The organism is Kutzneria viridogrisea DSM 43870 (assembly GCF_000525635.1).
Classification (GTDB): Bacteria; Actinomycetota; Actinomycetes; order Mycobacteriales; family Pseudonocardiaceae; genus Kutzneria; species Kutzneria viridogrisea.
Map to the genome: position 1 here is coordinate 3,708,083 of NZ_CP007155.1, position 22,318 is coordinate 3,730,400.

The 22,318-nt window shown below is 71.3% G+C and carries 22 protein-coding genes; 11 read left to right on the forward strand and 11 right to left on the reverse strand.

Features of this window, described 5'->3' with window-relative positions; all coding sequences use genetic code 11:
- The first annotated feature begins 42 nt into the window (after positions 1-42).
- Positions 43-1,122 (forward strand): HNH endonuclease signature motif containing protein, encoded by a 1,080-nt coding sequence (locus KALB_RS43955; protein WP_025356832.1) that lies wholly within the window; start codon positions 43-45, stop codon positions 1,120-1,122.
- 40 nt (positions 1,123-1,162) lie between these two features.
- On the opposite strand, the gene KALB_RS16585 is transcribed toward KALB_RS43955, so the two are convergent.
- Both KALB_RS16585 and KALB_RS16590 read right to left on the reverse strand, forming a co-directional pair.
- Positions 1,163-2,500, reverse strand: coding sequence for an MFS transporter (locus KALB_RS16585; protein ID WP_025356833.1), 1,338 nt, complete (start codon positions 2,498-2,500; stop codon positions 1,163-1,165).
- Positions 2,501-2,504: 4 nt separating this feature from the next.
- A complete protein-coding gene (locus tag KALB_RS16590; RefSeq protein ID WP_025356834.1) occupies positions 2,505-3,314 on the reverse strand; it encodes a class I SAM-dependent methyltransferase in 810 nt (269 codons plus the stop codon).
- Positions 3,315-3,507: 193 nt separating this feature from the next.
- Between KALB_RS16590 and mug the strand changes: the two genes are divergently transcribed.
- Positions 3,508-4,065, forward strand: coding sequence for a G/U mismatch-specific DNA glycosylase (mug, locus tag KALB_RS16595; RefSeq protein WP_025356835.1), 558 nt, complete (start codon positions 3,508-3,510; stop codon positions 4,063-4,065).
- On the opposite strand, the gene KALB_RS16600 is transcribed toward mug, so the two are convergent.
- Positions 4,058-4,747, reverse strand: a complete 690-nt coding sequence (locus KALB_RS16600) for an alpha/beta fold hydrolase (protein ID WP_025356836.1) — start codon at positions 4,745-4,747, stop codon at positions 4,058-4,060. The genes mug and KALB_RS16600 overlap by 8 nt on opposite strands.
- A 57-nt stretch (positions 4,748-4,804) precedes the next feature.
- On the opposite strand from KALB_RS16600, the gene KALB_RS16605 reads away from it, so the two are divergent.
- Entirely contained in the window at positions 4,805-5,224 is a 420-nt protein-coding gene (locus KALB_RS16605) for a MarR family winged helix-turn-helix transcriptional regulator (RefSeq protein ID WP_025356837.1), read from the forward strand.
- Here KALB_RS16605 and KALB_RS16610 read toward each other — a convergent pair.
- Positions 5,193-5,918, reverse strand: a complete 726-nt coding sequence (locus KALB_RS16610; RefSeq protein WP_025356838.1) for a VOC family protein — start codon at positions 5,916-5,918, stop codon at positions 5,193-5,195. The two genes, KALB_RS16605 and KALB_RS16610, sit on opposite strands and share 32 nt — an antisense overlap.
- 17 nt (positions 5,919-5,935) lie before the next feature.
- The gene (locus KALB_RS16615) at positions 5,936-6,385 is read right to left on the reverse strand and encodes an Lrp/AsnC family transcriptional regulator (RefSeq protein WP_025356839.1); all 450 of its coding nucleotides are present in this window, start codon (positions 6,383-6,385) and stop codon (positions 5,936-5,938) included.
- A gap of 112 nt (positions 6,386-6,497) precedes the next feature.
- Here KALB_RS16615 and KALB_RS16620 point away from each other — a divergent pair, with 112 nt between their 5' ends.
- The 4 genes from KALB_RS16620 to KALB_RS16630 all read left to right on the forward strand — a co-directional run bounded on the left by KALB_RS16620 (position 6,498) and on the right by KALB_RS16630 (position 12,209).
- A complete protein-coding gene (locus tag KALB_RS16620; RefSeq protein WP_236650273.1) occupies positions 6,498-7,322 on the forward strand; it encodes a tryptophan 2,3-dioxygenase in 825 nt (274 codons plus the stop codon).
- The gene (gene kynU, locus KALB_RS16625; RefSeq protein WP_025356841.1) at positions 7,315-8,493 is read left to right on the forward strand and encodes a kynureninase; all 1,179 of its coding nucleotides are present in this window, start codon (positions 7,315-7,317) and stop codon (positions 8,491-8,493) included. Before KALB_RS16620 ends, kynU begins: the two co-directional genes overlap by 8 nt.
- Positions 8,490-9,209, forward strand: a complete 720-nt coding sequence (locus KALB_RS43960) for an alpha/beta hydrolase family protein (protein WP_025356842.1) — start codon at positions 8,490-8,492, stop codon at positions 9,207-9,209. Before kynU ends, KALB_RS43960 begins: the two co-directional genes overlap by 4 nt.
- 162 nt (positions 9,210-9,371) lie before the next feature.
- Complete coding sequence (locus KALB_RS16630; protein WP_042220434.1) at positions 9,372-12,209, forward strand: AfsR/SARP family transcriptional regulator; 2,838 nt, start codon at positions 9,372-9,374, stop codon at positions 12,207-12,209.
- A 4-nt stretch (positions 12,210-12,213) separates the two neighbouring features.
- On the opposite strand, the gene KALB_RS16635 is transcribed toward KALB_RS16630, so the two are convergent.
- Entirely contained in the window at positions 12,214-12,978 is a 765-nt protein-coding gene (locus KALB_RS16635) for an SDR family oxidoreductase (RefSeq protein ID WP_025356844.1), read from the reverse strand.
- 104 nt (positions 12,979-13,082) lie between these two features.
- On the opposite strand from KALB_RS16635, the gene KALB_RS16640 reads away from it, so the two are divergent.
- Positions 13,083-13,949, forward strand: a complete 867-nt coding sequence (locus KALB_RS16640; protein WP_025356845.1) for a helix-turn-helix transcriptional regulator — start codon at positions 13,083-13,085, stop codon at positions 13,947-13,949.
- 738 nt (positions 13,950-14,687) lie between these two features.
- On the opposite strand, the gene KALB_RS16645 is transcribed toward KALB_RS16640, so the two are convergent.
- Both KALB_RS16645 and KALB_RS16650 read right to left on the reverse strand, forming a co-directional pair.
- Complete coding sequence (locus KALB_RS16645) at positions 14,688-15,521, reverse strand: PIG-L family deacetylase (protein ID WP_025356846.1); 834 nt, start codon at positions 15,519-15,521, stop codon at positions 14,688-14,690.
- A 186-nt stretch (positions 15,522-15,707) separates the two neighbouring features.
- On the reverse strand, positions 15,708-16,373 hold the full coding sequence (locus KALB_RS16650; RefSeq protein WP_025356847.1) for a GntR family transcriptional regulator: 666 nt from the start codon (positions 16,371-16,373) through the stop codon (positions 15,708-15,710).
- A 76-nt stretch (positions 16,374-16,449) separates the two neighbouring features.
- On the opposite strand from KALB_RS16650, the gene KALB_RS16655 reads away from it, so the two are divergent.
- Together KALB_RS16655 and KALB_RS16660 are read left to right on the forward strand one after the other, a co-directional pair.
- Positions 16,450-17,478 carry an LLM class F420-dependent oxidoreductase gene (locus KALB_RS16655; protein WP_025356848.1) on the forward strand — a complete coding sequence of 343 codons (1,029 nt, stop codon included), beginning with the start codon at positions 16,450-16,452 and terminating at the stop codon, positions 17,476-17,478.
- A 3-nt stretch (positions 17,479-17,481) separates the two neighbouring features.
- The gene (locus KALB_RS16660; RefSeq protein WP_025356849.1) at positions 17,482-18,414 is read left to right on the forward strand and encodes an oxygenase MpaB family protein; all 933 of its coding nucleotides are present in this window, start codon (positions 17,482-17,484) and stop codon (positions 18,412-18,414) included.
- Positions 18,415-18,482: 68 nt separating this feature from the next.
- Here the strand turns inward: KALB_RS16660 and KALB_RS16665 are convergent, their stop codons facing one another.
- Positions 18,483-19,064, reverse strand: a complete 582-nt coding sequence (locus KALB_RS16665) for an ATP-dependent Clp protease proteolytic subunit (RefSeq protein WP_025356850.1) — start codon at positions 19,062-19,064, stop codon at positions 18,483-18,485.
- A gap of 371 nt (positions 19,065-19,435) precedes the next feature.
- Positions 19,436-20,410: an aldo/keto reductase gene (locus tag KALB_RS16670; protein ID WP_025356851.1), complete on the reverse strand. Its 975-nt coding sequence runs from the start codon at positions 20,408-20,410 to the stop codon at positions 19,436-19,438.
- 17 nt (positions 20,411-20,427) lie between these two features.
- On the opposite strand from KALB_RS16670, the gene KALB_RS16675 reads away from it, so the two are divergent.
- Positions 20,428-21,285, forward strand: a complete 858-nt coding sequence (locus KALB_RS16675) for a 1-aminocyclopropane-1-carboxylate deaminase/D-cysteine desulfhydrase (protein ID WP_025356852.1) — start codon at positions 20,428-20,430, stop codon at positions 21,283-21,285.
- 397 nt (positions 21,286-21,682) lie between these two features.
- On the opposite strand, the gene KALB_RS16680 is transcribed toward KALB_RS16675, so the two are convergent.
- Positions 21,683-22,225 (reverse strand): hypothetical protein, encoded by a 543-nt coding sequence (locus tag KALB_RS16680; RefSeq protein ID WP_025356853.1) that lies wholly within the window; start codon positions 22,223-22,225, stop codon positions 21,683-21,685.
- Positions 22,226-22,318: the final 93 nt, after the last annotated feature.

Here is a 22,318-nt window from a genome sequence, read left to right on the forward strand (position 1 = left end):
GATTCACTCTTCGGTGTCGGCCATTCGGCGTAGAATGGTGACATGGGGCAGCGGGAGATTGCGGAGCGGATGGTGGAGGTGTGGAAGCGCCTCGCGTCCGCTGAATTCGATCTGCTCTGCTGCGCCGCCGAACTTGATGATCCGCACGAGATCGCCCTGTTGCTCCGCATTCCGCTGGGGAGGGCGAGGAGGCTCCAGGAACAGGCGGCGGCGCTGGATCGGCTGCCGGTGCTGGCGGGGTTGATGCGGGACGGGTTGCTGGACCTGGATCGGTTCGAGGTCGTTCGGAAGCTGACCGAGAACCTCGACTCGGCGAAGGCCCGCCGCGTGGATGCCCGGTTGGTTGGGGCCGCGGAGTTGAACTCGAAGGAGTTGACGGTCGAGGTCGGGCGGCTGGTGTGCCTGGTTGATCCGCTGGGGGAGGAGAGTCGGCACGTCAAGGCCGTGCGGCGGTCCGAGGTGCGCTACGTGTCCAAGCCTGATGGCATGGCGGAGTTGACCGCGTACCTGGACGCCGTGCAGGCTCGTTCGATCTTCGACCAGATCAACGCCGATGCCGGGACCCTGGATGACGACCGGTCGTGGGGCGAGAAGCAGGCCGATGTGTTCGTCGATCGGATGTTGGGCTCAGGTCGGCCGGTGACGGTGCGGACCGATGTCACCGTTTCGGTGCAGACATTGCTGGGGTTGACCGCCGACCCTGGGTACATCGCCGGGGTTGGCTACGTTGACGCGAACTTGGCTCGTGAAATCGCTGGCCAAGGGGACTGGCGGAAGGTGCTCACCGATGAGGTGGGAATGCCGATCGGGGTCGGACGTAAACGATATCGGCCGCCGAAGGCGTTGCGGGATTTTGTGATGGTGCGGGACCGGGTGTGTCAGGCGCCGGGGTGTCTGCGGCCGGTCGCGGAATGTCAGATCGACCACGCGCGGGGTTTTGCCTCGGGTGGTGAGACGGATGAGCGCAATCTCGGACCGTTCTGCGATGTGCACCACTGCCTGAAGACGATCGGTCGGTACCGGTTCACGCGGGGTGCGGACGGGATCCAGCGGTGGATCACGCCGTTGGGGTTCGAGTACAAGGCCCGTGCGCGGGCGATCGCCGAGCCCGGTCCGCCGTGAGGACGGCTCCTCCGGTCGCACACCGGGCCAGTGGCGCCAGTCAGGGGGAGAGCTCCTCCAGCCTGCGGGCGGTGGTCTCCTCGCCGAACACGATCAGCACGATGGCCGCCAGCATGCCCACGGCGGCCAGCACACCGAGTGCGACCGAGAACCCGGTGAAGCCGGTGGACAGCACGCCGACCAGGATCGGCCCCACGATGACGCCGAGGCGGATGAAGACCCCGGCGACGCTGCTGCCCAGCGCGCGGGCCCTGGTCGGGCACAACTCCGGCACGTACAGGTAGAGGCCGATGTTCGTGGCCGAGATGAACAGCGAGCTGACCGTCACGAACACCGCGACCAGGCCGCCGTCACGGGGGCCGGTCAGGGCCAGCACGGCCAGGGCCGCCCCGGCCCCGGCCAGGCCGACGGCCAGGCTGATCCGCCGTCCCGCCCGGTCGACCACGATCGCCAGCACACCCGCGCCGAGGAAGCTCGCGACCATCGAGTACAGGCTGTACCGCAGCGCATCGGCGAGCGGAACCTTGAACAGCCCGGTGTAGATGGCGGGCATCCACGAGGAGAGCGCGTAGTTGACCAGGAAAGCACTGAGGCAGACCACTGCCAGCACAACGGTCCTGCGCGCGTAGCGTCCCCGCGCGACCGGCTCGGCCTGCTCCGGCTCGACGGCGGGCGACTCCGGCGGTGCCACGATCGCGCTCGCCGCGGTGGCGGCCTCGATGCGCGCCATGACGGCCTCGGTGCGCGCCGAACCCCGTGCGGCCAGCCAACGCGGGGACTCGGGGACCCAGCGCAGCAGGGGGAACACCAGCAGCACCGGGGCGGCGCCGATGACGAACAGCGGGCGCCAGCCCCAGGCGGGGATGACCCAGGAGGACACCAGGGCGGCGCAGAGCAACCCGGCGGCGAAGACCACCTCGTAGCGCAGCACGAACCGGCCGCGCCGGGCGGCACCGACGATCTCGCTCATGTACACCGCGGCGGCGAGCACCTCGCCACCGATGCCCACGCCCTGCACGAAGCGCAGCACCATGAAGGTCTGCGGGTCGTCGACGAAGGCCATCAGCAGGCTCGGCACGGAGTAGAGCACGATGCACGCCACCACCGCTCGGATCCGGCCGATCGTGTCGGCCAGGGTGCCCGCCAGCAGTGCGCCGACCAGCATGCCCACCGCCCCAGCAGTGATCAACAGGGTGGCGGTCGCCTGGCCGAATCCCCACTGCCGCTGCAACACGGGCAGGGCATAGGAGATCAACAACTGGTCGAACCCGTCGAACAGGGTCGCGGTGCCGATCAGCAGTCGCACCATCAGGTGCCAGCGGGACAGCGGGAGCCGTTCGATGCGCTCGGCGATCTCGGGCAGGTGCACCGGGCGCACGCGCTCAGTGGTCCCGCTCGCTGGCACCGGGTTTGGTGCCCCACACGGACATCATGGGATAGCTGGACACCGCGAACCCCGGGTCCGCCAGCAGCCCGGTGAACGTGTCGAGCTCCGAGGCGCTCGCGCCGCGGTCGACCAGTGCCTCGCGCAGTTCGGCGATGTTGGCCGCCAGCAGCCGCGCGCCCGCGCCGCCACCGGGCCACTCCGCGGGGCACACCCGCTTGCTGCCGATGCCGGTCAGGCCGTTGCCCGCGTACAGCTCCGGCAGGCTCAGGGCCCACCTGGTGTCCGATCCCCTGGCCGTGAGTTCTGCCAGCACTCGGCTCTGCACCGCCCAGAACGCCTCGGCGGCACCGGTCCACGGCTCGCGCAGCACGACCTGCTCGTGGGGCAGGATCTCCTCCAGCACCAGCAGTCCGCCCGGCGCCAGGGCCTCCACCAGCTTGGTCAGGGCCTGGTCCCGGCCGGGGTGGTGGATGAGCACCAGCCTGCTGTGGATCAGGTCGAACTCCCCGGCCGGCAGGTCCTCGGTCAGCACGTCGTGCCGCCGCACCTCCAGGTTGTCCGAGGCGATGTCCGCCAGCAGCCGGGTGTCGATGTCGGTGGCCAGCACGTGCCCGGTCGGCCCCACGGCCCCGGCCATCCACCGCGCCACCGAGCCGCCGCCCGCGCCCACCTCCAGGCAGCGCCAGCCCGGTGCGATCCCCAGCCGGTCGAGCACGTCCGCGGTGTTCTCGTCGAAACTGGCCTCCAGCGAGGACATCCGCGTGGACGCCGCGGTCGAGGCGTTGTCGAAGGGGTACTCGCTCATCGCCGTTCTGCCACCTCTGTGTTGTGTGGTAAGCCGCGCCGATGTCGCGCAACCGTGTGGTCCTCGCGCCACCGGAGTATGCCCGTTCGACGGTGATCCGCAACCCCTCTTTGTGTCCGAAGCAAAGGGGTTTTCCTTGTGCTGGAATACTTGTCGGCGGTGACGGCATCCCCCGGCGGCAGCGCGAACCGTGATGCCGCACACTGATCGCGTGGGACCGACGAAGGCGGAGTTGGCGGCGGCGTACGGCAGCACGATCCCGGACGTGGTGGCACCGGGTCTGGACGTGCTCTTCTGCGGCATCAACCCGGGGCTGCTGTCGGCGGCCACGGGGCACCACTTCGCGAGGCCCGGCAACAGGTTCTGGCCCGCGCTGCACCTGTCGGGGTTCACGCCGGTGCAACTGCGACCGGATCAGCAGCGGGAACTGCTCGACCACGGGCTGGGGATCACCAACATGGTGGCGAGGGCCACGGCGCGGGCGGAGGAGTTGAGCGCGGACGAGCTGCGGGCCGGTGGTGCCGTGCTGACGGACCTGGTGCGCGGGGTGCGGCCGAAGGCGTTGGCGGTGGTGGGGCTGGGCGCCTACCGCACGGCGTTCGGCCAGCCGAAGGCGGGTGTCGGCGCGCGGCCGGAACGGATCGGCGACACCCTGGTGTGGGTGCTGCCGAATCCGAGTGGCCTCAACGCGCACTGGCAGTTGCCGGAGCTGGCCGCCGAGTTCGCCCGCCTGCGGTCGGCGGTCAGCTGACCCAGTCGGCGAGCAGGTCGAGCATCGCCTCGGGGCGTTCCAGTTGGGGCAGGTGACCGGCTCCGGCCACCAACTCGAAGCGCGCACCGGGAATCGCCGCGGCATAAGCACGTCCGTACTCGGCGGTGACGATCCCGTCGCTCTCGCCCCACACCACCAGGGTCGGCACGCAGACCGCGCGCAGCCGTTCGCGCAGCGTCGGGTCGGTCATGGACGGGGCGTACCTGCCCAGCGCCACGCGGTTGGCCGCCATCGCGGCGCGCTGCTGCTCGTTCGGCTCGACCGCGAACGGCGCTGGGTCGTGGTAGCTCAGCGCCGCGAGTTCGGGCATTGACAGCCCGAAGATGTCGGTGACCGGCGCGCCCTCGACCTCGATGCCGACGGCGTTGACGAGCACCAGGCGGCTGATCCGCTCGGTGCCCAGCAGGGCGAGTTCGGCGGCGGTCCAGCCGCCGATCGAGGAGCCGATCACGGTCACCTCGCGCAGGTCGAGGCGGTCGAGCAGGTCCCGGTAGTGGCGGGCGAGCGCACGGGTGCTGTCCAGCTCGGCGGGGTGGTCGGTGCCGTCGAACCCGGGGTGCGTCGGGGTGAGCACCCGCACCCCGTGGCGCTGTTGCAGAGCTGTACCGAAGGCGGCCACCGACCGAGGCCCCGCGCCGCCGTGCAGGAGGAGAGTCATCATGCCCAACATCCTTATACAAGGATGCTTAGATAAGCAAGCTGAGGTAGCCTGGATCGCGTGGAACCGACCTTGCAGGACGTGGGACTGGCCGTGAAGCGCGTGCAGAACCGGCACCACCGCACGCTGGACACGCGGTTGACGGAGCTCGGTGTCAGCCTGGCGCAGTGGGACGCGCTGCGGCACCTCGCGGCGAACCCCGAGGCCTCACTGCACGCCCTGGCGCAGCTGACCTTCCAGACCGACCAGTCCTTCGGCGCGCTGGCCGGGCGCATGGTCGAACGCGGGCTGATCGAACGGGTGCCGGGCCCCGGCCGGGCCCTGCGCCACCGGCTCACCGAGCGCGGTACACAGTTGCTGCGTGCGGGCGATCAGGTCGTGGACGCGGTGCTGGCCGAGTCCTTCGCACCCCTGTCGAAGGCCGAACTCGCCACCCTGCACGGCCTGCTCATGCGGGTTCTGCCCGCTGCCACAGGCTGAACACGGCGCCCTGCGGGTCGCGGATCCCAGCCATGGGCCCGATCGGCGTCGGTGTGGGCGGGTGCTCCACGACCCCGCCCAACTCCGTGACGGCGGCGGCACTCCGCTCGATCTCGGCCGTGGCGAAGTACACCCGCCAGTGCGTGCTCACGGTCCTCGCCGGGTGCACGGCGGCCACCGGCTGCCCGTCCACCTCGAACATCGAGTACGGCATGTCCAGCACCTGCTCGGTCAGCACGCCCACCCCCAGCACCCGCTGGTAGAACGCCAGCGCGACCGCCACGTCCCCGGTGGTCAGCAGCTCGTTCCAGATCATCGTGCCCGGCTCGTTGACCAGCCCGGCGCCGAAGTGCGTGCCGGGCTGCCACAGCGTGACGGCGGCCCCGGCCGGGTCGACCAGCCACGCCGCCCGCCCCGACTCCTCGCCGGGCGGCACCGCGCCGACCGCGCCACCGGCCGCGCGCACCTCGGTCAGGGCGGAGTCCAGGTCGTCCACGGACAGGTACGTGTGCCAGGCGGGCGCACCGTCTCCAGCGCCGACGGCGGCCACCGGCTTGTCGCCCAGCAACGCCGTCGCGCCCTCGAACCGCCAGCCGAACAGCCCGCCGTAGAACGCCTGCGCGCGTACGGCCTCGGCGGTGCGCAGGTGCGCCCAGCACGGCGTGCCCTGTCGGTATTCAGTGCGCACTGGCATGTGGACCCCCGGTTCGGTCAGGACGACGGGCGCACGATCGGTCGTCGCGGGATCGGCAGCGACAGGATCATGGCGCTGGAAGTCTCGCCGTAGCCCCACAGTCGTTCCAGCACCCTGGTCAGCTCCTGCACGCTGGTCGCGGCGACGTGCACGATGGAGCAGATGTCCCCGGTCAACCGGACGATCTGCAGGATCTCCGGCCAGTCGGCGACCCGCTCGGGTTGCAGCGTGATGCAGCGCGGCCCGTAGCAGCGCATGCTCACCAGCGCCTGCACGTCCAGGCCGACCGCCGCGGGCTCCACGGTCGCCCGGTAGCCGGTGATCACCCCGGTCTCCTCCAGCCTGCGCACCCGCTGCGCCACCGTCGGTGCGGAGACCCCGACCCTGCGGGCCAGTTCGTTGAAGGAGGTCCGCGCGTCCTGTTGCAGCTCCTCCAGCAGCCGCCAGTCGAGATCATCGAGGCTCATTTGACGATTGTAAGTCGAAATCCTTGTCAGTCTGACGATCACAATTCCAGAACGTGAACGGGCATCACGTCGGCCATGGTCCGGGACCTGTTGGTGAGTCACCATTCTTGGCGTGATCACCAAGGACACCGCTGAGCCGAAACTGGAGTTCGCAGGGGCCAGTCCCTACGACCGCTACGTCAAGGCGTCCGTGCTCACCGCCTTGCAGGAGCCGTGGTCCGAGGACCCCGCCGAGATGGCGTTCCTGGTCACCACCCAGGTCATGGAGCTGTGGTTCACGCTGCTCGTGCACGAGTGGCGCACCGCCCGTGACGCGCTGGCCCAGGACCGCGCGCAGGACGCGCTCGCCGCGCTGCACCGCAGCCTGCCCCAACTGACCGCGTTGAACGCGAGCTGGACGCCGATCGCCTCGCTGACCCCGGGGCAGTTCAACTCCTACCGGGCCGCCCTCGGTGAGGGCTCGGGCTTCCAGTCCGCGATGTACCGGCACCTGGAGTTCCTGCTCGGGGACAAGAGCGCGAGCCTGCTCCAGCCGCACCGGGGCGTGCCGCGGGTGCACGCCGAGCTGGAGGCCGCGCTGCACAGCCCGAGCCTGTACGACGCCGTGCTGGCCCACCTGGCGAGGCAGGGCTTCGAGGTGCCCGCCGAGGTGCTGGAGCGCGACCTGTCCCAGCGCTACGAGCCGCACCCTGGGGTGGAGGCGGTGTGGACCCGGATCTATGCCGACCTCAGGCACGAGAAGCTGGTGGAACTGGGCGAGGCGCTGACCGACGTCGCCGAGCTGGTCGGGCGCTGGCGCACCGACCACCTGCTGGCCACCCGCAGGGCGATGGGCTCCAAGCAGGGCACCGGCGGCTCCGCTGGAGTTGCGTGGCTGGAGAAGCGGGCCAATAAGATCGTGTTCCCCGAGCTTTGGACGGCACGCAGCTATGTCTGACCTCCGCGACTGGGCCGAGCAGGCCGACCTGACCGATCCGCTCGCCTGGGTGCGCGAGCGCTTCGACCTCGACGACGGCGTGGTCTACCTGGACGGCAACTCGCTGGGCGCGCTGCCCCGCGCGGTGCCCGCCAGGGTGGCCGAGGTGATCAGCCACCAGTGGGGGCGGCTGCGCATCCGCTCCTGGTCCGAGAGCGGCTGGTGGGACGCCCCGCAGCGGATCGGCGACCGGATCGCCCCGCTGGTCGGCGCCCGGCCCGGCCATGTGGTGGTCGGCGACTCCACCAGCGTCAACGTGTTCCGCGCCGTGGTCTCGGCCCTGCGCATGACCCCGGGCCGCACCGAGGTCCTGGTGGACGCCACGACCTTCCCCACCGACGGCTACATCACCGAGTCGGCGGCACGCATGACCGGTGCGAGGGTGCGCGCGGTGCGGCCCGAGGACGTGCCCGCGGAGCTGGGCCCGGACACCGCCCTGGTACTGCTCAACCACGTGGACTACCGCACCGGCCGGTTGTGGGACATGGGCGCGCTGACCGGGGCCGTGCACTCCGCTGGCGCCCGCGTGCTCTGGGACCTCTCGCACAGCGGCGGGGCGCTGCCGGTGGAACTGGACCGGCACCGGGTCGACTTCGCCGTGGGCTGCACCTACAAGTACCTCAACGGTGGACCCGGCGCGCCCGCGTACCTCTACGTGCGGCCGGACCTGCTGCCCGAGCTGGACCAGCCGCTGACCGGCTGGTGCTCGCACGCCGACCCGTTCGGCATGGAGCCGAGGTACCGGCCCGCGCCGGGCATCGCCAGGGCGCGCGCGGGCACGCCGGAGATCATCTCGCTGCTGACCCTGGACGCCGCCCTGGACGCCTGGGACGGGGTGGACATCGCGCAGGTGCGGCAGAAAAGCCTGGCGCTCACCGAGTTCTTCGTGCGCTGCGTGGACGAGTTGGTGCCCGGCCGGGTGCGCAGCGTGACCCCGGCCGACGAGTCGCGTGGCAGCCAGGTGTCACTGTCCTGTGTGGACGCCGAGACCGTCATGAAGGAGCTGATCGCCCGCGGGGTCGTCGGCGACTACCGGCCGCCGGACATCCTGCGCTTCGGCTTCACCCCGCTCTACACGCGCCACGTGGACGCCCTGCGCGCCGCCGAGGTGCTGGCGGAGGTCCTCTCGTGAGGACCGTCCGCTACGGGGAGCACGCCGACCAGGTGATCGACCTGTGGGAGCCGCCCGGCAGCGAGCAGCGGCCCGCCGCGGTGCTGGTGCACGGCGGCTACTGGCGGCAGACCTACGACCGGTCCTACCTGGTGCCGTTCGCGGAACACCTTGCCGCGCAAGGAATCCCGGTGGCGTCGGTCGAGTACCGGCGAGTCCGCGGCGCGGGCGGCTGGCCGGGCACCTTCGACGACGTGGCCCAGGCCGTGGACGCACTGCCCGAGCTGCTGGGCGGGCGGCCGCTGGTGCTGGTCGGCCACTCGGCGGGCGGCCACCTCGCGCTGTGGGCCAGCGGGCGGCACCGCCTGCCGCCGACGAGTCGCTGGCACCGGGACAGCCGCCCGCAGGTGGCCAAGGTCCTCGCGCTGGCCCCGTTGTGCGACCTGGCCAGGGCGCACGAGCTGGGCCTGAGCGATAACGCCGTGACGGAGTTGCTGGGAGCCCGGGTGGCCGAGCGGCTGCCGGAGACCGACCCGATGGCGTTGCTGCCACTGGACGTGCCGGTGGTGGTGCTGCACGGTGACGCCGACGTGCACGTGCCGGTCGAGCTCGCGAAGCGGTTCGCCGAGGCGGCGGGGGAGTCGGTGCGCCTCGTGGTGCCACCGGGTGTGGACCACTTCCAGTTCACCGACCCGGCCGACCCGGTGAGCGAGCTCGTGGTCCGCGAACTGACCTGACCCGCGAGTCCCGCTCTGGGGTGCGCGAGTCCCGCTCTCCAGCACGCGAGTCCCGCTTGGCCAGCCGCCGACCGATCGAAAATCCAGGGCTGCTGTTCCCCCACTCGGGTGGTATAGCGTTGACCGAGCCGAGGGATCGCTCTCACATTCGGAGCAGCGCCGATGACAGTGCCCGCAGTGCTCGATGCCGTGACGCCCGTTCGGATCGGGCTGCTGGGACCCGTGCGAGCCTGGATCGGTGAGCGGCTGGTGCCGGTGGGGCCGCCCCGCCAGCAGGCGCTGCTCGCCGTGCTGGCCACCAACGCCAACCAGGTGATCTCCCGCGCCGAGCTGATCGACGCCCTGTGGGGCGCCACGCCACCGGCCACGGCCGCGGGCAACGTGCACACCTACGTGGCCGGTCTGCGCCGCGTGCTGGAGCCGGACCGCCGCGAGGGCGCGCCCTACCAGGTGCTCGTCAGCGCGGGCTCGGGCTACTGCCTGCGACTGCCCGAGCAGTCGGTGGACGCCGAGCGGTTCGCGGCGGCCCGCCAGCAGGCGCGGACCCTGCTGGCCGCCGGGGAGGCCGCCGGTGCCCTGCGGGCGCTGGACCAGGCGCTGGGGCTGTGCGTGGGCACCCCGCTGGGGACGATCACCGGACCGTTCGCCGACGTCGAGCGGGCCAGGCTCTCGGAGCTGCGCCTGGACGTGGTGGAGGAGCGCGGCGAGGTGCTGCTGCGCATGGGGCGGCACGCGGAGCTGGTGGAGGAGCTGGCCGCGGTGCTGGCGGACCACCCGCTGCGGGAGTCGGCCAGGGCGCTGCTCATCCGCGCCCTGCTCGCCCAGGGACGCCGCGACAGCGCCGTGGAGGTCTACCAGGCCGGGGAGCAGGTGCTGTCCGAGCGGTTGGGTGTGCAGCCGGGACCGGTGCTGCGCGAACTGCACGACACGCTGCTGGCGCGGGACAAGCCCGCCGCGGCCGATCCGACCAGGGCAGTGCCCTCCCAGCTGCCGCACGACACCCGCCGCTTCACCGGGCGGGGCGAGGAGCTGACCCGGCTCAACGGCCTGCTGCCCCCGCTGACGGCACCGACCACCGGGGGCACGGTGGTGATCACCACCATCGAGGGCACCGCGGGCATCGGCAAGACCTCGCTGGCGGTGCACTGGTCGCACCGGGTGCGCGACCGGTTCCCGGACGGCCAGCTGTACCTGAACCTGCGCGGGTTCGACGTGGCCGGTGACCCGGTGAGCACCCACGACGCGCTGTACACCCTGCTGACCGCGTTCGGCGTGTCCTCGGAGAAGATCCCGACCGCCCTGGACGAGCGCTCCGCCCTGTTCCGCTCCATCGCCTCGGGCCGCAGGCTGCTGCTGGTGCTGGACAACGCCGTGTCCACCGAGCAGGTGCACCCGCTGCTGCCCGCGAACCAGAGCTGCGTGGTGCTGGTCACCAGCCGCAACCGGCTGGACGGCCTGGCCGCCACCGGGGACGCGCGCCAGCTCACCCTCGGGCTGTTCGGCCCGCAGGACTCCGCCGAGCTGCTCGCGGGCTACCTCGACCCCGAGCGGATCGCCGAGGACCGGGCCGCCTTCGAGGAGCTGATCCAGCTGTGCGCGGGCCTGCCGCTGGCGCTGAGCATCGTCGGGGCCCGCGCCTGGTGCAGCCCGAACCTGCCGCTGGCCCAGTTCGTGGACGAGCTGCGCGACGCCCACTTCCGGCTGGACGCCCTGGACACCGGCGACGACGTGAGTTCCAACGTGCGCGCGGTCTTCTCCTGGTCCTACGACGCGCTCAGCCCGCAGGCGGCCCGCATGTTCCGGCTGCTGGGGCTGCACGAGGGCGAGGACATCAGCGGGCACGCCGCGGGCGCGCTGGCCGACGTCACCGGGCCGGAGACCGAGGCGCTGCTCGAGGAGCTGGTGCGGGCGCACCTGCTGGAGGAGCGCGGTGACGGCCGTTACCAGTTCCACGACCTGCTCGCGGTGTACGCGCTGGAACGCGCCTTCGAGGAGGAGGACGAGGAGACCAGGCACGCGGCGGGCAGGCGGTCGGCCTGGTGGTACCTGCACGCGGCCAACTCGGCGGACCGGGTGATGATCCCGCAGAAGGCGGTGCACGACATCGTCGCGCCGCCGCGGCACTGGACCTTCGCCGACCCGGCCGACCCCGCGCAGTGCCGGGCCTGGTTCGCCGCCGAGGAGGCCAACATCGTCTCCGCGATCCGCCGCGCCGCGCAGCTGGGCGAGCACGGCGTGGCCTGGCGGCTGCCGCAGACGATGTCCAGCTTCTGGTACGTCTACAACAAGCGCTGGGACCTGTGGCTGGAGATGCTGGAGCTCTCCCTGCACCAGGCCGGTCTGGACGGCAGCACCTCCGGCATCGCCAACGGGCATGCGGCGCTGGGTGTGGTCTACAACGACCTGCGCCGCTACGAGGAAGCGGTGACGCACTACCGGCTGGCGCTGGAGGTCTACCCGGACACCGAGGACCGGTGGATGGAGGGCATCGCCACCAACGCGCTGGCCAACACCTACGTGGCCATGGGCCGGTTCGACGAGGCGATGCCCTGCCTGCGCCGGGCCGCCGAGCTGTTCGAGCGGATCGGCAACCACTGGGGCGCGGCCTGGGCCCTACAAGGCACCGCCTCGGCGTACCTGGCGATGGGGCGCCACGAGGAGGCACTGGACTACGGCCACCGCTCGCTCACCGCCTGGCGCGAGGTCGGCTACGTGCACGGCGTGGGCTCCGCACTGACCGTGCTCGGCCAGGTCCACCTGGCCATGGAGCGGTTCGAGGAGGCCGTCGACCACTACGACCAGGCCATCGAGGTGCGGGAGTCGATCGACGACCGGTTCGGCCTGGCCCGTGCCCTGCACAGCAGGGGAGTGGCCCTGCTCGGCTGCGGGCGGACGGACCAGGCACGGCAGTCGCTGACCAGGGCGCTGCACATCCTCACCGGCATGGGCGCCCCGGAGGCCGAGGAGGTCGCCCAGCGCCTGGCCGACCTCGACGGCTGAGGGTTCACGCCTGCCTGGTCGGCAGCACCACGATCTGCCGCAGGTTGACGTGCCGGGGGCGGCTGGTCACGTAGCCGACCACGTCGGCGATCTCCTCGGCGCTGAGCAGGCCGGTGGTCGTGAACAGGGCGTCGAGCTGCGCGACCATCTCGGCGCTGTCGAGGTGGTCGGTCAACTCGGTCTGGGTCGCGCCCGGCTCGATGTTGGTCACCCGCACGTCCTGCGGCCCCAGTTCGCTGCGCAGCGAGGCGGACAGGTGGGTCAGCGCCGCCTTGGTCGCGCTGTACACGGCGTAGTTGGGGAAGACCATGTGCGCCCCGATCGAGGAGATGTCGACCAGGTCGGCGGTGCGGCCCGCGCGGGCGGACTCCACCAGGTCGGGCACGAACGTCCTGATCACGCGCAGCGCCCCGACCAGGTTGGTGTCGATCATGCGCTGCCACTGGTCCTCGCGGCCATCGGTGATCGGGTTGGGCAGCATCACGCCCGCGTTGTTCACCACCAGGTCCACCGGCCCGAACTCGGCACGCACCCGTGCCGCGGCGGCGTCCACCGAGGCGGAGTCGGTCAGGTCCGCGGGCACCGCGAGCGCACGGCCCCCGTCGGCGATGATCTTGTCGGCCAGCGTGGTCAGCCGGTCGGCCCGCCGGGACAGCAGGGCCACCCGCGCCCCGGAGGCGCCCAGCAGCCGGGCGATGGCCTCGCCCATGCCGCTGGCGGCGCCGGTGATCAGTGCGGTGCGGTCGGTCAGGTTCTCGTAGGAGGTCATGGCGACAACCCTGCGGCCCGCGCCAGGCCCTACCCAGGGCACGGTTCTACCGTGGGTGTGGCAGTACCAGGTTGAGAGCGGCCGCTGCGGCGATACTGGTCGACGTGGCCCAAGACATCGGCGAGTTCCTGCGCTCACGGCGTGCCCGCATCCAGCCCGCCGAGGTGGGCCTGCCCTCGTTCGGGCGGCGGCGCGTCCCCGGCCTGCGGCGCGAGGAACTGGCCCAGCTGGCCGGGGTCAGCGTGGACTACTACGTGCGCCTGGAGCAGGGGCGCAGCCCCACGGTGTCCGACGCCGTACTGGACGCCATCGCGGGCGCCCTGCGCCTGGACGACACCGAGCGGGTGCACCTGCGCAACCTCGTGCGGCCCGCCAAGCGGTCCCGGTCGGCCCCGCAGCAGCAGCGGGTGCGCCCGATCGTGCAGCGCACCATGGACATGATGGAGCAGGTGCCCGCCTTCGTGCTGGGCCGCCGCATGCAGATCCTGGCCTGGAACGCCCTGGCAGACGCGCTGTACGGCTACAGCACGCAGTCCCCGGAGTTCCGCAACTCCGCCCGGCACACCTTCCTGTGGCCGGGGGCCCGCGAGTTCTACCCGGACTGGCCCACCGTGGCCGCCGAGGCCGTGGCCCTCCTGCGACTGGACGCGGGCAACTACCCCGAGGACCCCGAGCTGGCCGCGCTGATCGGCGAGCTGTCCATGAAGTCCCCGGAGTTCCGCACGCTGTGGGCCCAGCACGCCGTCAAGCAGAAGACCAACGGCGCCAAGCGGATCAACCACCCGCTGGTGGGCGAGCTGGAACTGAGCTACGTGACCATGGCCCTGCGGGGGGACAGCGACCAGGTGCTGATCACCTACGCGGCACCGGCGGGCTCACCTGCCGAGGAACGCCTGCGCCTGCTCGCCAGCTGGCAGGCCACCGAACACCCCACCCGCGAGTCCCGCTCCGAGGTGGGCGAGATCCGCTGAGGTGGGCGTGAGATCCGGCTGCTGGTGGGTGAGGCCCGGCTGCCGGTGGGCGAGTCCCGGTTTGTGGAGCGCGAGTCCCGGTTTGTGGAGCGCGAGTCCCGCTCTGAGACGCGTGAGTCCCGCCCACCGGTGGGCGAGTCCCGCTGAGTGGTGCGCGTGTCCCGGTCTGGAGTGCGTGAGTCCCGCCCACCGGTGGGTGAGGCCCGGCCACCGGAGCGTGAGGCCCGGCCACCGGAGCGTGAGTCCCGGCTGCTGGTGCGTGGGTCCCGCTGAGAGGGGCGCGAGTCCCGCCCACCGGTGCGCGAATCCCGCTGAGTGGTGCGCGTGTTCCGGTCTGGAGTGCGTGAGTCCCGCTCTGCGGCAGCCGGGTCCCGCTCTGGGGGTGCGTGAGTCCCGCTCTGCCGCAGCCGAGTCCCGCCCGCAGGTGCGCGAGTCCCGGCTACCGGTGCGTGAATCCCAGTGTGGGGTGCGAGTCCCGCTGAGGGGCGGGCGAGTCCCGGCTGCCAGTGCGCGAGTCCCGGCCAGCGGAGCACGAGTCCCGCCCGCAGGTGCGCGAGTCTCGCCCTGCGGCGCGCGGTCCCGCTGAGGGGCGGGCGAGTCCCGCGCCCGTAGGTGCGTGAGTCCCGGTCTGGAGTGTGCGAGTCCCGCCCACCAGCGCGTGAGTCCCGCTCCCACGCGCGCCAGTCCCGCCGTGCGGCGCGCGGTCCTGCCCGACCGCGCGCTGCCGTTCGACGTGGATCAGACCGGGCTGGTGAAGTCCACCGGCGCGGTCCACGGGTCGCCGGGCAGGTAGCTGCCGCCCTGCCTCCGGTACTGCTTGCCCATCACCGGGAGCCAGGTGTTCACCGAGACCTCCGGGTCGTGCGGGGCGTAGGTGGTCCACATCGTGGTCTTGAAGTCGGCCAGCCCGGAGGGCTCCTCGGGGTAGGTCGAGTCGTCGCGGATCACGTAGCCCAGGTACTCGTCGCGGCGCACCCGGGTGTGGCCGGAGGCGTCGAGGTTGGCCATGGCGGCCAGGATCGCGCCGGAGGTGTGGTCCACGTGGTCCCGGTTCGGCGCGAGGTCCGTGTGGCCCCGCGTGGACTGGGTCCTGATGTAGTCCGGCCCGATGTCGTTGATCATCGCGCTGAGCATGCCCACGAAGGAGGACCGCGTGTAGCCGGGGCGGCCGTCGATCGGGTTGGCGACGAAGGACGGGTCGTGCAGCATCCGGTACAGGTCCCCGGTCGGGTCCTCCGGCGCGGCCGCGGCGTGGATGAAGCAGAACACGAGGTGGATGTCGGTGCCGTCGAGCTGGTTGGTGGCGACCTGGTGTCCGTTCCAGGTCTTCGCCTCGAAGCTCCAGCTGTTGGGTACGCCGGCGGCTTCGGCGTAGGCGGCGCGCGCACCCTGGATGCGCATGTCCGCGTAGTCCATGCCGCCGTAGGTTCTCCCCGTTCTGTACGGGACCTCACCCGCGGTCAGGTACACGGTCCACAGCGAACGGCCGGCGAGGATGTCCCCCCACAGGTCGGGGTTCATGAACAGGATGCAGTCGTCCTGGTGAGCGACGAAGCCGAGGGTCGTGGTCATGCCAGTCTCCTTCGAGTCGGCGAGTCGAGTGCAGCAGAGTAGGCACAATGGCACCCAGCAATTCGTTCTGTTGGGGCATTTCGTGACCTGCTCGTCAACCTGTCGACACAACGCCGGCTCCGGCGTGACGGTGTGCTGCCGCGCGGTGACCGAGCATGTACGTCCATAGTGGACGGACGGTTCGGCTCAGGACTCCCAGATGCCGACCGAGTCCAGGTGCCGCAGCAGGCGCTGTTCGCCGTCGGCGGCGTGGCGCAGGATCGCGGCCCTGGCGGCCTCGGCGTCGTGCTCGCGCAACGCGGTGAGGATCGCCGAGTGGTCGGCGACCACCTGCCGCCGCCAGTCCTCGTCGGCGGTGTAGAGCCGACCGGGCGCATACCGGCTGGCCAGCTCCATGAACCGGGCCAGCTTGCGCGACTGGGCGATCAGGTTGATGGCCCGGTGGAACTCGTACTCCTGAGCGCCCAGCGACTGGCTGCCCGCGTGCGCGGCGGCGGCCAGGTCGGCGGCCATCCGCTCCAGGTCCAGCAGTTGCTGCTCGGTGATCCGCTCGGCGGCCCGCGCCATCAGCTGGGACGCGAGGTGGGCTTGCAGGCTGAACAGGTCCTGAACGTCCTGCCTGGTCAGCGGGGTCACCACGAAGCCGCGCCTCGGTTGCAGCTCGACCATGCCCTCGGCCCGCAGCGCCAGCAGGGCCTCGCGCACGGGCGTGACGCTGACCCCCAGTTCGGCGGCCACCGCGTCCAGCCGGACGAACTCGCGGGGCCGCAACTCGCCGGACATGATGGATTCCCGCAGGTGGGCGGCCACCTCGTCGGACAGCTGTGGTCTGGGTAGCAGCGGGCTGGCCACGGTCCCTCCTCCTCAGTACTGTCTGTCCGGCCGGGAATAAGATATATGATATGTGAACCAGACGAGGAGGCCGGCGATGCGGCTGAGCGTGCCCCTGCAGTACGCGGGGAACCCCCGGGAACTGATCGAACAGGTCGTCGTGCTGGAACGGGCCGGGCTGGACGCGGTCTGGGTGGCCGAGGCGTACGGCTTCGACGCGCCGACCCTGCTGGGCTACCTGGCGGCGCGCACCGAGCGCATGCTGATCGGCCCGGGCATCCTGCCGATCTACAGCCGCACCCCGGCGCTGATCGCGCAGACGGCGGCGGGCCTGGACGCGGTGTCGGAGGGCCGTGCGCTGCTCGGCCTGGGCGCCTCGGGGCCGCAGGTCGTCGAGGGCTGGCACGGCGTGCCCTACGATCGGCCGCTGGGCCGCACCCGCGAGGTGGTCGACCTGTGCCGCCGCATCTGGCGCCGCGAGGTGATCGAGCACGAGGGCATCTACTCGGTGCCGCTCCCGCAGGGGCAGGGCACCGGCCTCGGCAAGCCGCTGAAGATCCTCAGCCGCCCGGTCCGCCCCTCGATCCCGATCTACCTGGCCTCGCTGGGCGACAAGAACGTGCGGCTGACCGCCGAGATCGCCGATGGCTGGCTGCCCACCCTGTTCCTGCCGGAGAAGGCCGACCAGGTGTGGGGTGCGGCCCTGCGCGCGGGCGCCGCCAAGCGGTCACCGGAGCTGGGGCCGCTGGACGTGGTGGCCGGTGGGCTGCTGGCCATCGGTGAGGACGTCACCGCGCTGCGCGAGTACGCCCGGCCCGTGGTAGCGCTCTACGTCGGCGGCATGGGCGCACGCGGTCGCAACTTCTACAACGACCTGATGCGCCGCTACGGCTACGAGGCCGAGGCGGAAAAGATCCAGGACCTGTACCTGGAAGGGCGCAAGGAGGAGGCCGCCGCCGCGGTGCCCGCCGAGTTCCTCGAGCTGAGCACGCTGATCGGCCCCGCAGGGTACGTCAAGGAGCGCGTCGAGGCGTACCGGGCGGCCGGGGTCACCATGCTCAACGTCAACCCGGTGGGCGCCGACCCGATCGGCGACGTGCGGCAGCTGCGCGACTGGCTGAGCTGAGCCGTGGACCGCTGGCACTGGCTGCGCCGGATCCTGTCGCTGGACCCCGAACGCGACCACCAGGAGATCTACCGGATCTCCGCGGGCTTCGAGTTCCCCTGGGACTACCAGCGCGCCCTGGAGTTCGCGCTGTACAAGACCTACTGCGTGCCCAGCATCTCCGCGCTGCTCGTGGCCACCGGGGAGTTCGAGCACAGGCCGCAGAAGCGCTACGACGACACGGCCCTGCTCATGGCGGAGCTGGCCGAGCACGGCTACGACTCCCCGCGCGGCAAGGAGAGCCTGCGGGTGGTCAACCGCATGCACGGGCAGTACCGGATCAGCAACGAGGACATGCTCTACGTGCTGTCCACGTTCATCTACGAGCCGATCGGCTGGCTGCACCGCTACGGCTGGCGGCGGCTGACCGAGCACGAGCGGCTCGCCGCGTTCCACTTCTACCGCGAGGTGGGCAGGCGGATGGGCATCCAGGACATCCCGGGCGGGTACGCGGAGTTCCGGCGGTGGGCGCGGGACTTCGAGCGGGACACGTTCCGGTTCACCGAGGACAACCGGCGCATCGGGATCTACACCCTGGACCTGATGTGCTCCTGGTACCCGGCCCCGCTGCGGCCCGCCGTGCGCCGGGCGGTGACCGCACTGCTCGAACCGCGGATGATCACCGCGTTCGGCTTCACCCCGGAACCGGCGCGGGTCACCGCCCTGGCCAGGGCCGGGCTGCGCGCACGGTCCGAGTTCGTGCGCATGCTGCCGCCACGTCGCGCGTCGCGCATGGCCAACGAACCGCGCAACCCCAGCTACCCGGGCTACCCCACCGGCTACACCCCCGCCGACCTCGGCGCGGGCGGCCCACCCCAGGGCATCGACCCCACCTGGCTGCGCGAGTCCCGCTCACCGGAGCGCGAGTCCCGCTCTGTGGAGCGCGAGTCCCGCTGAGCGGAGGAGCCCCCGACGACAGCGGCGGCGCCACCCGTACCGGGTAGCGCCGCCGCCGTGCGAGTGGATCAGCCGTTCGGGGTCTCCGAGGAGCGCTCCACGACGTGGTCGATGAAGCCGTACTCCAGCGCGTCGCGCGCGGTGAACCAGCGGTCGCGGTCACCGTCGCGGGTGACCTCCTCCACGCTGCGGCCGGTCTGCCGGGCGGTGAGCTCGGCGATCTCCTTCTTCCACAGCGCGTACACCTCGGCGCGGATCTTGATGTCCGAGGCGGTGCCGCCGACCCCACCGGAGGGCTGGTGCATCATGATCCGGGCGTAGGGCAGCGCGAACCGCTTGCCGGGGGCACCGGAGGACAGCAGGAACTGCCCCATGGACGCGGCCAGGCCCATCGCGAAGGTCTGCACGTCGGGCTGCACGAACTGCATGGTGTCGTAGATCGCGAAGCCCGCGGTGACCGAACCACCGGGGGAGTTGATGTAGAGCTTGATGTCCTCTTCGGGGTTCTCCGCCGTCAGCAGCAGCAGCTGGGCGACGATGCGGTTGGCCACGTCGTCGTCGACCTCGGAGCCGAGCACGATGATGCGGTCGCGGAGCAGCCGGTCGTACACCGAGTCGGTGAGGTTCATCCCGGCGCCGCCGGAGCGCATCGCGATGTGGTGTTCCACTCTCTGTCCGCCTTCTCTAGTTTCAGCCTGGTACAGCTCGCACTGCTGATTCCTGCGCTCACTCTAGCCGAGCGGGGTGGTCGGGAGACCGGCGGCACGGCCGTGTTCGCCGACAGCAGGACGCCACCGGGTGGGGCAGGCGCTGACCTGCGGAGATGGAGATCGATTCCGGACGGGTCCGGCGTGTCGGACCGGCGCATTTCGATTTCGCGTGGATAACTGTTCGCGTTCGGCGAAATTGTCTCCCGGTTCGAATGTACCCGGAATTGCACTGTCCACACTGGACACAACACGTTAGGCTGGTGCCGCGGCGGTGCCCGCTCCGGGGAGGGGCACCGCCGCGGCCCGCCGCCTCACCAGGCGTAGTGCTCGGGCGCGGTCCGGTAGCCGGGGAAGATCTTGTCCAGCCGGTCCAGGTGCTCCTGGGACAGGGTGATCTCCAGGGCACGCAGGGCCCCGTCGAGCTGTTCGGCGTTGCGCGGGCCGACGATCGGCGCGGTGACCGCCCGCTGGTGCAGCAGCCAGGCCAGACCCACGTCACCGGGCTCCTCGCCCAGTTCCTCGCAGAAGTCCTCGTAGGCACCCAGTGGCTCGCGCAGCTCCTCGATGCGGGCCTTGACCCGATCGTCGTAGCGGCGCTTGCCCTCGCGCTGCTTGCGCAGCACCCCGCCGAGCAGCCCGGAGTACAGCGGGCTCCACGGGATCACGCCCAGCCCGTAGTGCTCGCAGGCGGGCAGCACCTCCAGCTCCACCTCGCGGCGGGCCAGGTTGTAGATGGACTGCTCGCTGACCAGGCCCAGGAAGTTGCGCTCGGCGGCCTTGGCCTGTGCCTGCGCGATGTGCCAGCCCGCGAAGTTGGAGGACCCGACGTAGAGCACCTTGCCCTGCGCCACCAGGGTCTCCAGCGCCTGCCAGATCTCCTCCCACGGGGTGTCCCGGTCCACGTGGTGGAACTGGTAGAGGTCGATGTAGTCGGTCTGCAACCTGCGCAGGGACGCCTCGCAGGCCCGGCGGATGTTCAGCGCGGACAGCTTGTCCTCGTTGGGCCAGCCCTCGCCCATCGAGCCGTAGACCTTGGTGGCCAGCACCGTCTTGTCCCGGCGACCGCCGCCGGTGGCGAACCAGTTGCCCAGGATCTGCTCGGTGCGGCCCCGGTTCTCGCCCCAGCCGTACACGTTCGCGGTGTCGAAGAAGTTGATCCCGTGCTGGTGCGCCTGATCCATGATCGCGTGCGACTCGGGCTCCTCGGTCACCGGACCGAAGTTCATCGTGCCCAGGCACAGCCGCGACACACGCAGCCCGGTCCGGCCAAGATTCGTGTACTCCATAGGGCCATACTCCACCCGTGCCGCACTCGCCGCTGAACCTGGTGCACGACGAACGCCTGGCGCGGCTGGGGGTGACCCTGCACCTGAAGCGGGACGACCTGATCCACCCCGAGTTGACCGGCAACAAGTGGCGCAAGCTCAAGCACAACCTGACGGCCGCCCGCGAACAGGGGCACACGGCGCTGCTGACCTTCGGCGGCGCCTATTCCAACCACATCCGCGCCACCGCCGCCGCGGGCCACCACTACGGGTTCCGCACGGTGGGCGTGATCCGCGGCGAGCAGCACCTGCCGCTCAACGAGTCGCTGGCCCGCGCCACCGCGCACGGCATGACACTGACCTACCTGGACCGGCAGACCTACCGGCGCAAGACCGACCCCCCCGGGCTGGTCGCCGACCTGCTCGCCCGGTTCGGCCCCGCCTACGTGCTGCCCGAGGGCGGCAGCAACGCGCTGGCCGTGCGCGGGACCGCCGAGCTGCCAGCCGAGATCGACCAGGACTTCGACCTGATCTGCTGTGCGTGCGGCACCGGCGGGACGCTCGCCGGTATCGCCGGGGCGCTGCGGCCCGGTCAGCGCGCGCTGGGCTTCTCGGCGCTGCGCGGCGGGCAGTTCCTCGCCGGTGAGGTCGCCCGGCTGCAACTCGCCGAGTTCGGGCGGGTCGGCGACAACTGGGCGGTGCAGTGCGAGTTCCACTTCGGCGGCTATGCGCGGACCAAGCCGGAGCTGGTGGAGTTCGCCGCCGACTTCGGTGCGCGGCACGGGCTGCGGCTGGACCTGGTCTACGTGGCCAAGATGCTGTACGGGATCTACGCCATGGCCGGGCGTGGGGAGATCGCCCCGGGCACGCGGGTCGTCGCGGTGATCACTGGTTGAGCGGGTGCCTGCTGGGAGCCTGCTGCCGGTCGCGGGGTTCGCGCTGACCAGGGCGGGACTCGGGTGTGCCAGGGCGGGACTGGTGCGCCCCAGGCCGGGACTCGCACTCCTGTGGACGGGACGCGCTCCTCAGTGTGGGACTGGCGTTCCCCAGGCCGGGACTCGCGCTTCTGCGGACGGGACTTGCGTTCCCCAGGCCGGGCCTCGGGTCCTTCAGGACGGGACTGGCGTTCCCCAGGGCGGGACTGGGGCGCTCCAGTGCGGGACTCGGGCCCTCTGCGCGGGACTGGTGCTCCCCAGACCGGGACTCGCGCTGCTGTGGGCGGGACTCGCGCTCCTGAGACCGGGACTCGGCTGCGGTAGGGCGGGACTGGTGCGCCGTAGAGCGGGACTCGGGTTAGGGGGTTCGGTCGGCGATGCGCATGGTCCACCAGTAGAACTCCACCGGGTCGCCCAGGGCTGTCACGTGTGCGGCGGGGACCAGGGCTCCGCTGGCGGCCAGCAGCACGTCGTGGTGGTACAGCCCGGCCCAGTCCATGACCTTGGCGTTGAAGGCGACCATCATGCCGCCGACCCGGGCGCGGATCCGCTCCACCTCGGCGGAGTCGAGGCCTGCTCGCACCAGACGCTCGGCCACGCGAGAGCGGTGCTCTTCGTTGTGATCGGTGTCCACGTACGGCTCCAGCAGGTCCTGCCACACGGGTGGGCGGCGCACCTGCGGAATGCCGTTGACCTGGCAGAAGTCGCGGAGCCGATCGGCCTGCGCGACAGGCAGGAACAGGGTCTCGCCCTCGTGCGTGCGGATCTCGGGCATCGTGCCCGGCGACCAGTCGGCGTCCCTGATCCGCGAGGCGGACAGCTCGCCGGACGGGTGCACGCTGGCGCAGACGATCTTGTAATCGGTGAACCGGATGCGGTCACCGTCGAACACAGCCCCCATGGGGACAATCCTGGCACACCGGGCGGGCGGCCTGGCCGACGCCGCAGGGGAGCGAGCGCGCGCGACTCGCAGACGCCGACCAGGCCGCGTCGC

Coding starts and splice junctions, on each gene's coding strand:
- KALB_RS43955 (WP_025356832.1), top strand. CDS start 43: ATGGGGCAGCGGGAGATTGCGGAGCGGATGGTGGAGGTGTGGAAGCGC.
- KALB_RS16590 (WP_025356834.1), bottom strand. CDS start 3,314: ATGAGCGAGTACCCCTTCGACAACGCCTCGACCGCGGCGTCCACGCGG.
- mug (WP_025356835.1), top strand. CDS start 3,508: ATGCCGCACACTGATCGCGTGGGACCGACGAAGGCGGAGTTGGCGGCG.
- KALB_RS16600 (WP_025356836.1), bottom strand. CDS start 4,747: ATGATGACTCTCCTCCTGCACGGCGGCGCGGGGCCTCGGTCGGTGGCC.
- KALB_RS16610 (WP_025356838.1), bottom strand. CDS start 5,918: ATGCCAGTGCGCACTGAATACCGACAGGGCACGCCGTGCTGGGCGCAC.
- KALB_RS16615 (WP_025356839.1), bottom strand. CDS start 6,385: ATGAGCCTCGATGATCTCGACTGGCGGCTGCTGGAGGAGCTGCAACAG.
- kynU (WP_025356841.1), top strand. CDS start 7,315: ATGTCTGACCTCCGCGACTGGGCCGAGCAGGCCGACCTGACCGATCCG.
- KALB_RS16630 (WP_042220434.1), top strand. CDS start 9,372: ATGACAGTGCCCGCAGTGCTCGATGCCGTGACGCCCGTTCGGATCGGG.
- KALB_RS16635 (WP_025356844.1), bottom strand. CDS start 12,978: ATGACCTCCTACGAGAACCTGACCGACCGCACCGCACTGATCACCGGC.
- KALB_RS16645 (WP_025356846.1), bottom strand. CDS start 15,521: ATGACCACGACCCTCGGCTTCGTCGCTCACCAGGACGACTGCATCCTG.
- KALB_RS16655 (WP_025356848.1), top strand. CDS start 16,450: ATGCGGCTGAGCGTGCCCCTGCAGTACGCGGGGAACCCCCGGGAACTG.
- KALB_RS16665 (WP_025356850.1), bottom strand. CDS start 19,064: ATGCGCTCCGGCGGCGCCGGGATGAACCTCACCGACTCGGTGTACGAC.
- KALB_RS16670 (WP_025356851.1), bottom strand. CDS start 20,410: ATGGAGTACACGAATCTTGGCCGGACCGGGCTGCGTGTGTCGCGGCTG.
- KALB_RS16680 (WP_025356853.1), bottom strand. CDS start 22,225: ATGGGGGCTGTGTTCGACGGTGACCGCATCCGGTTCACCGATTACAAG.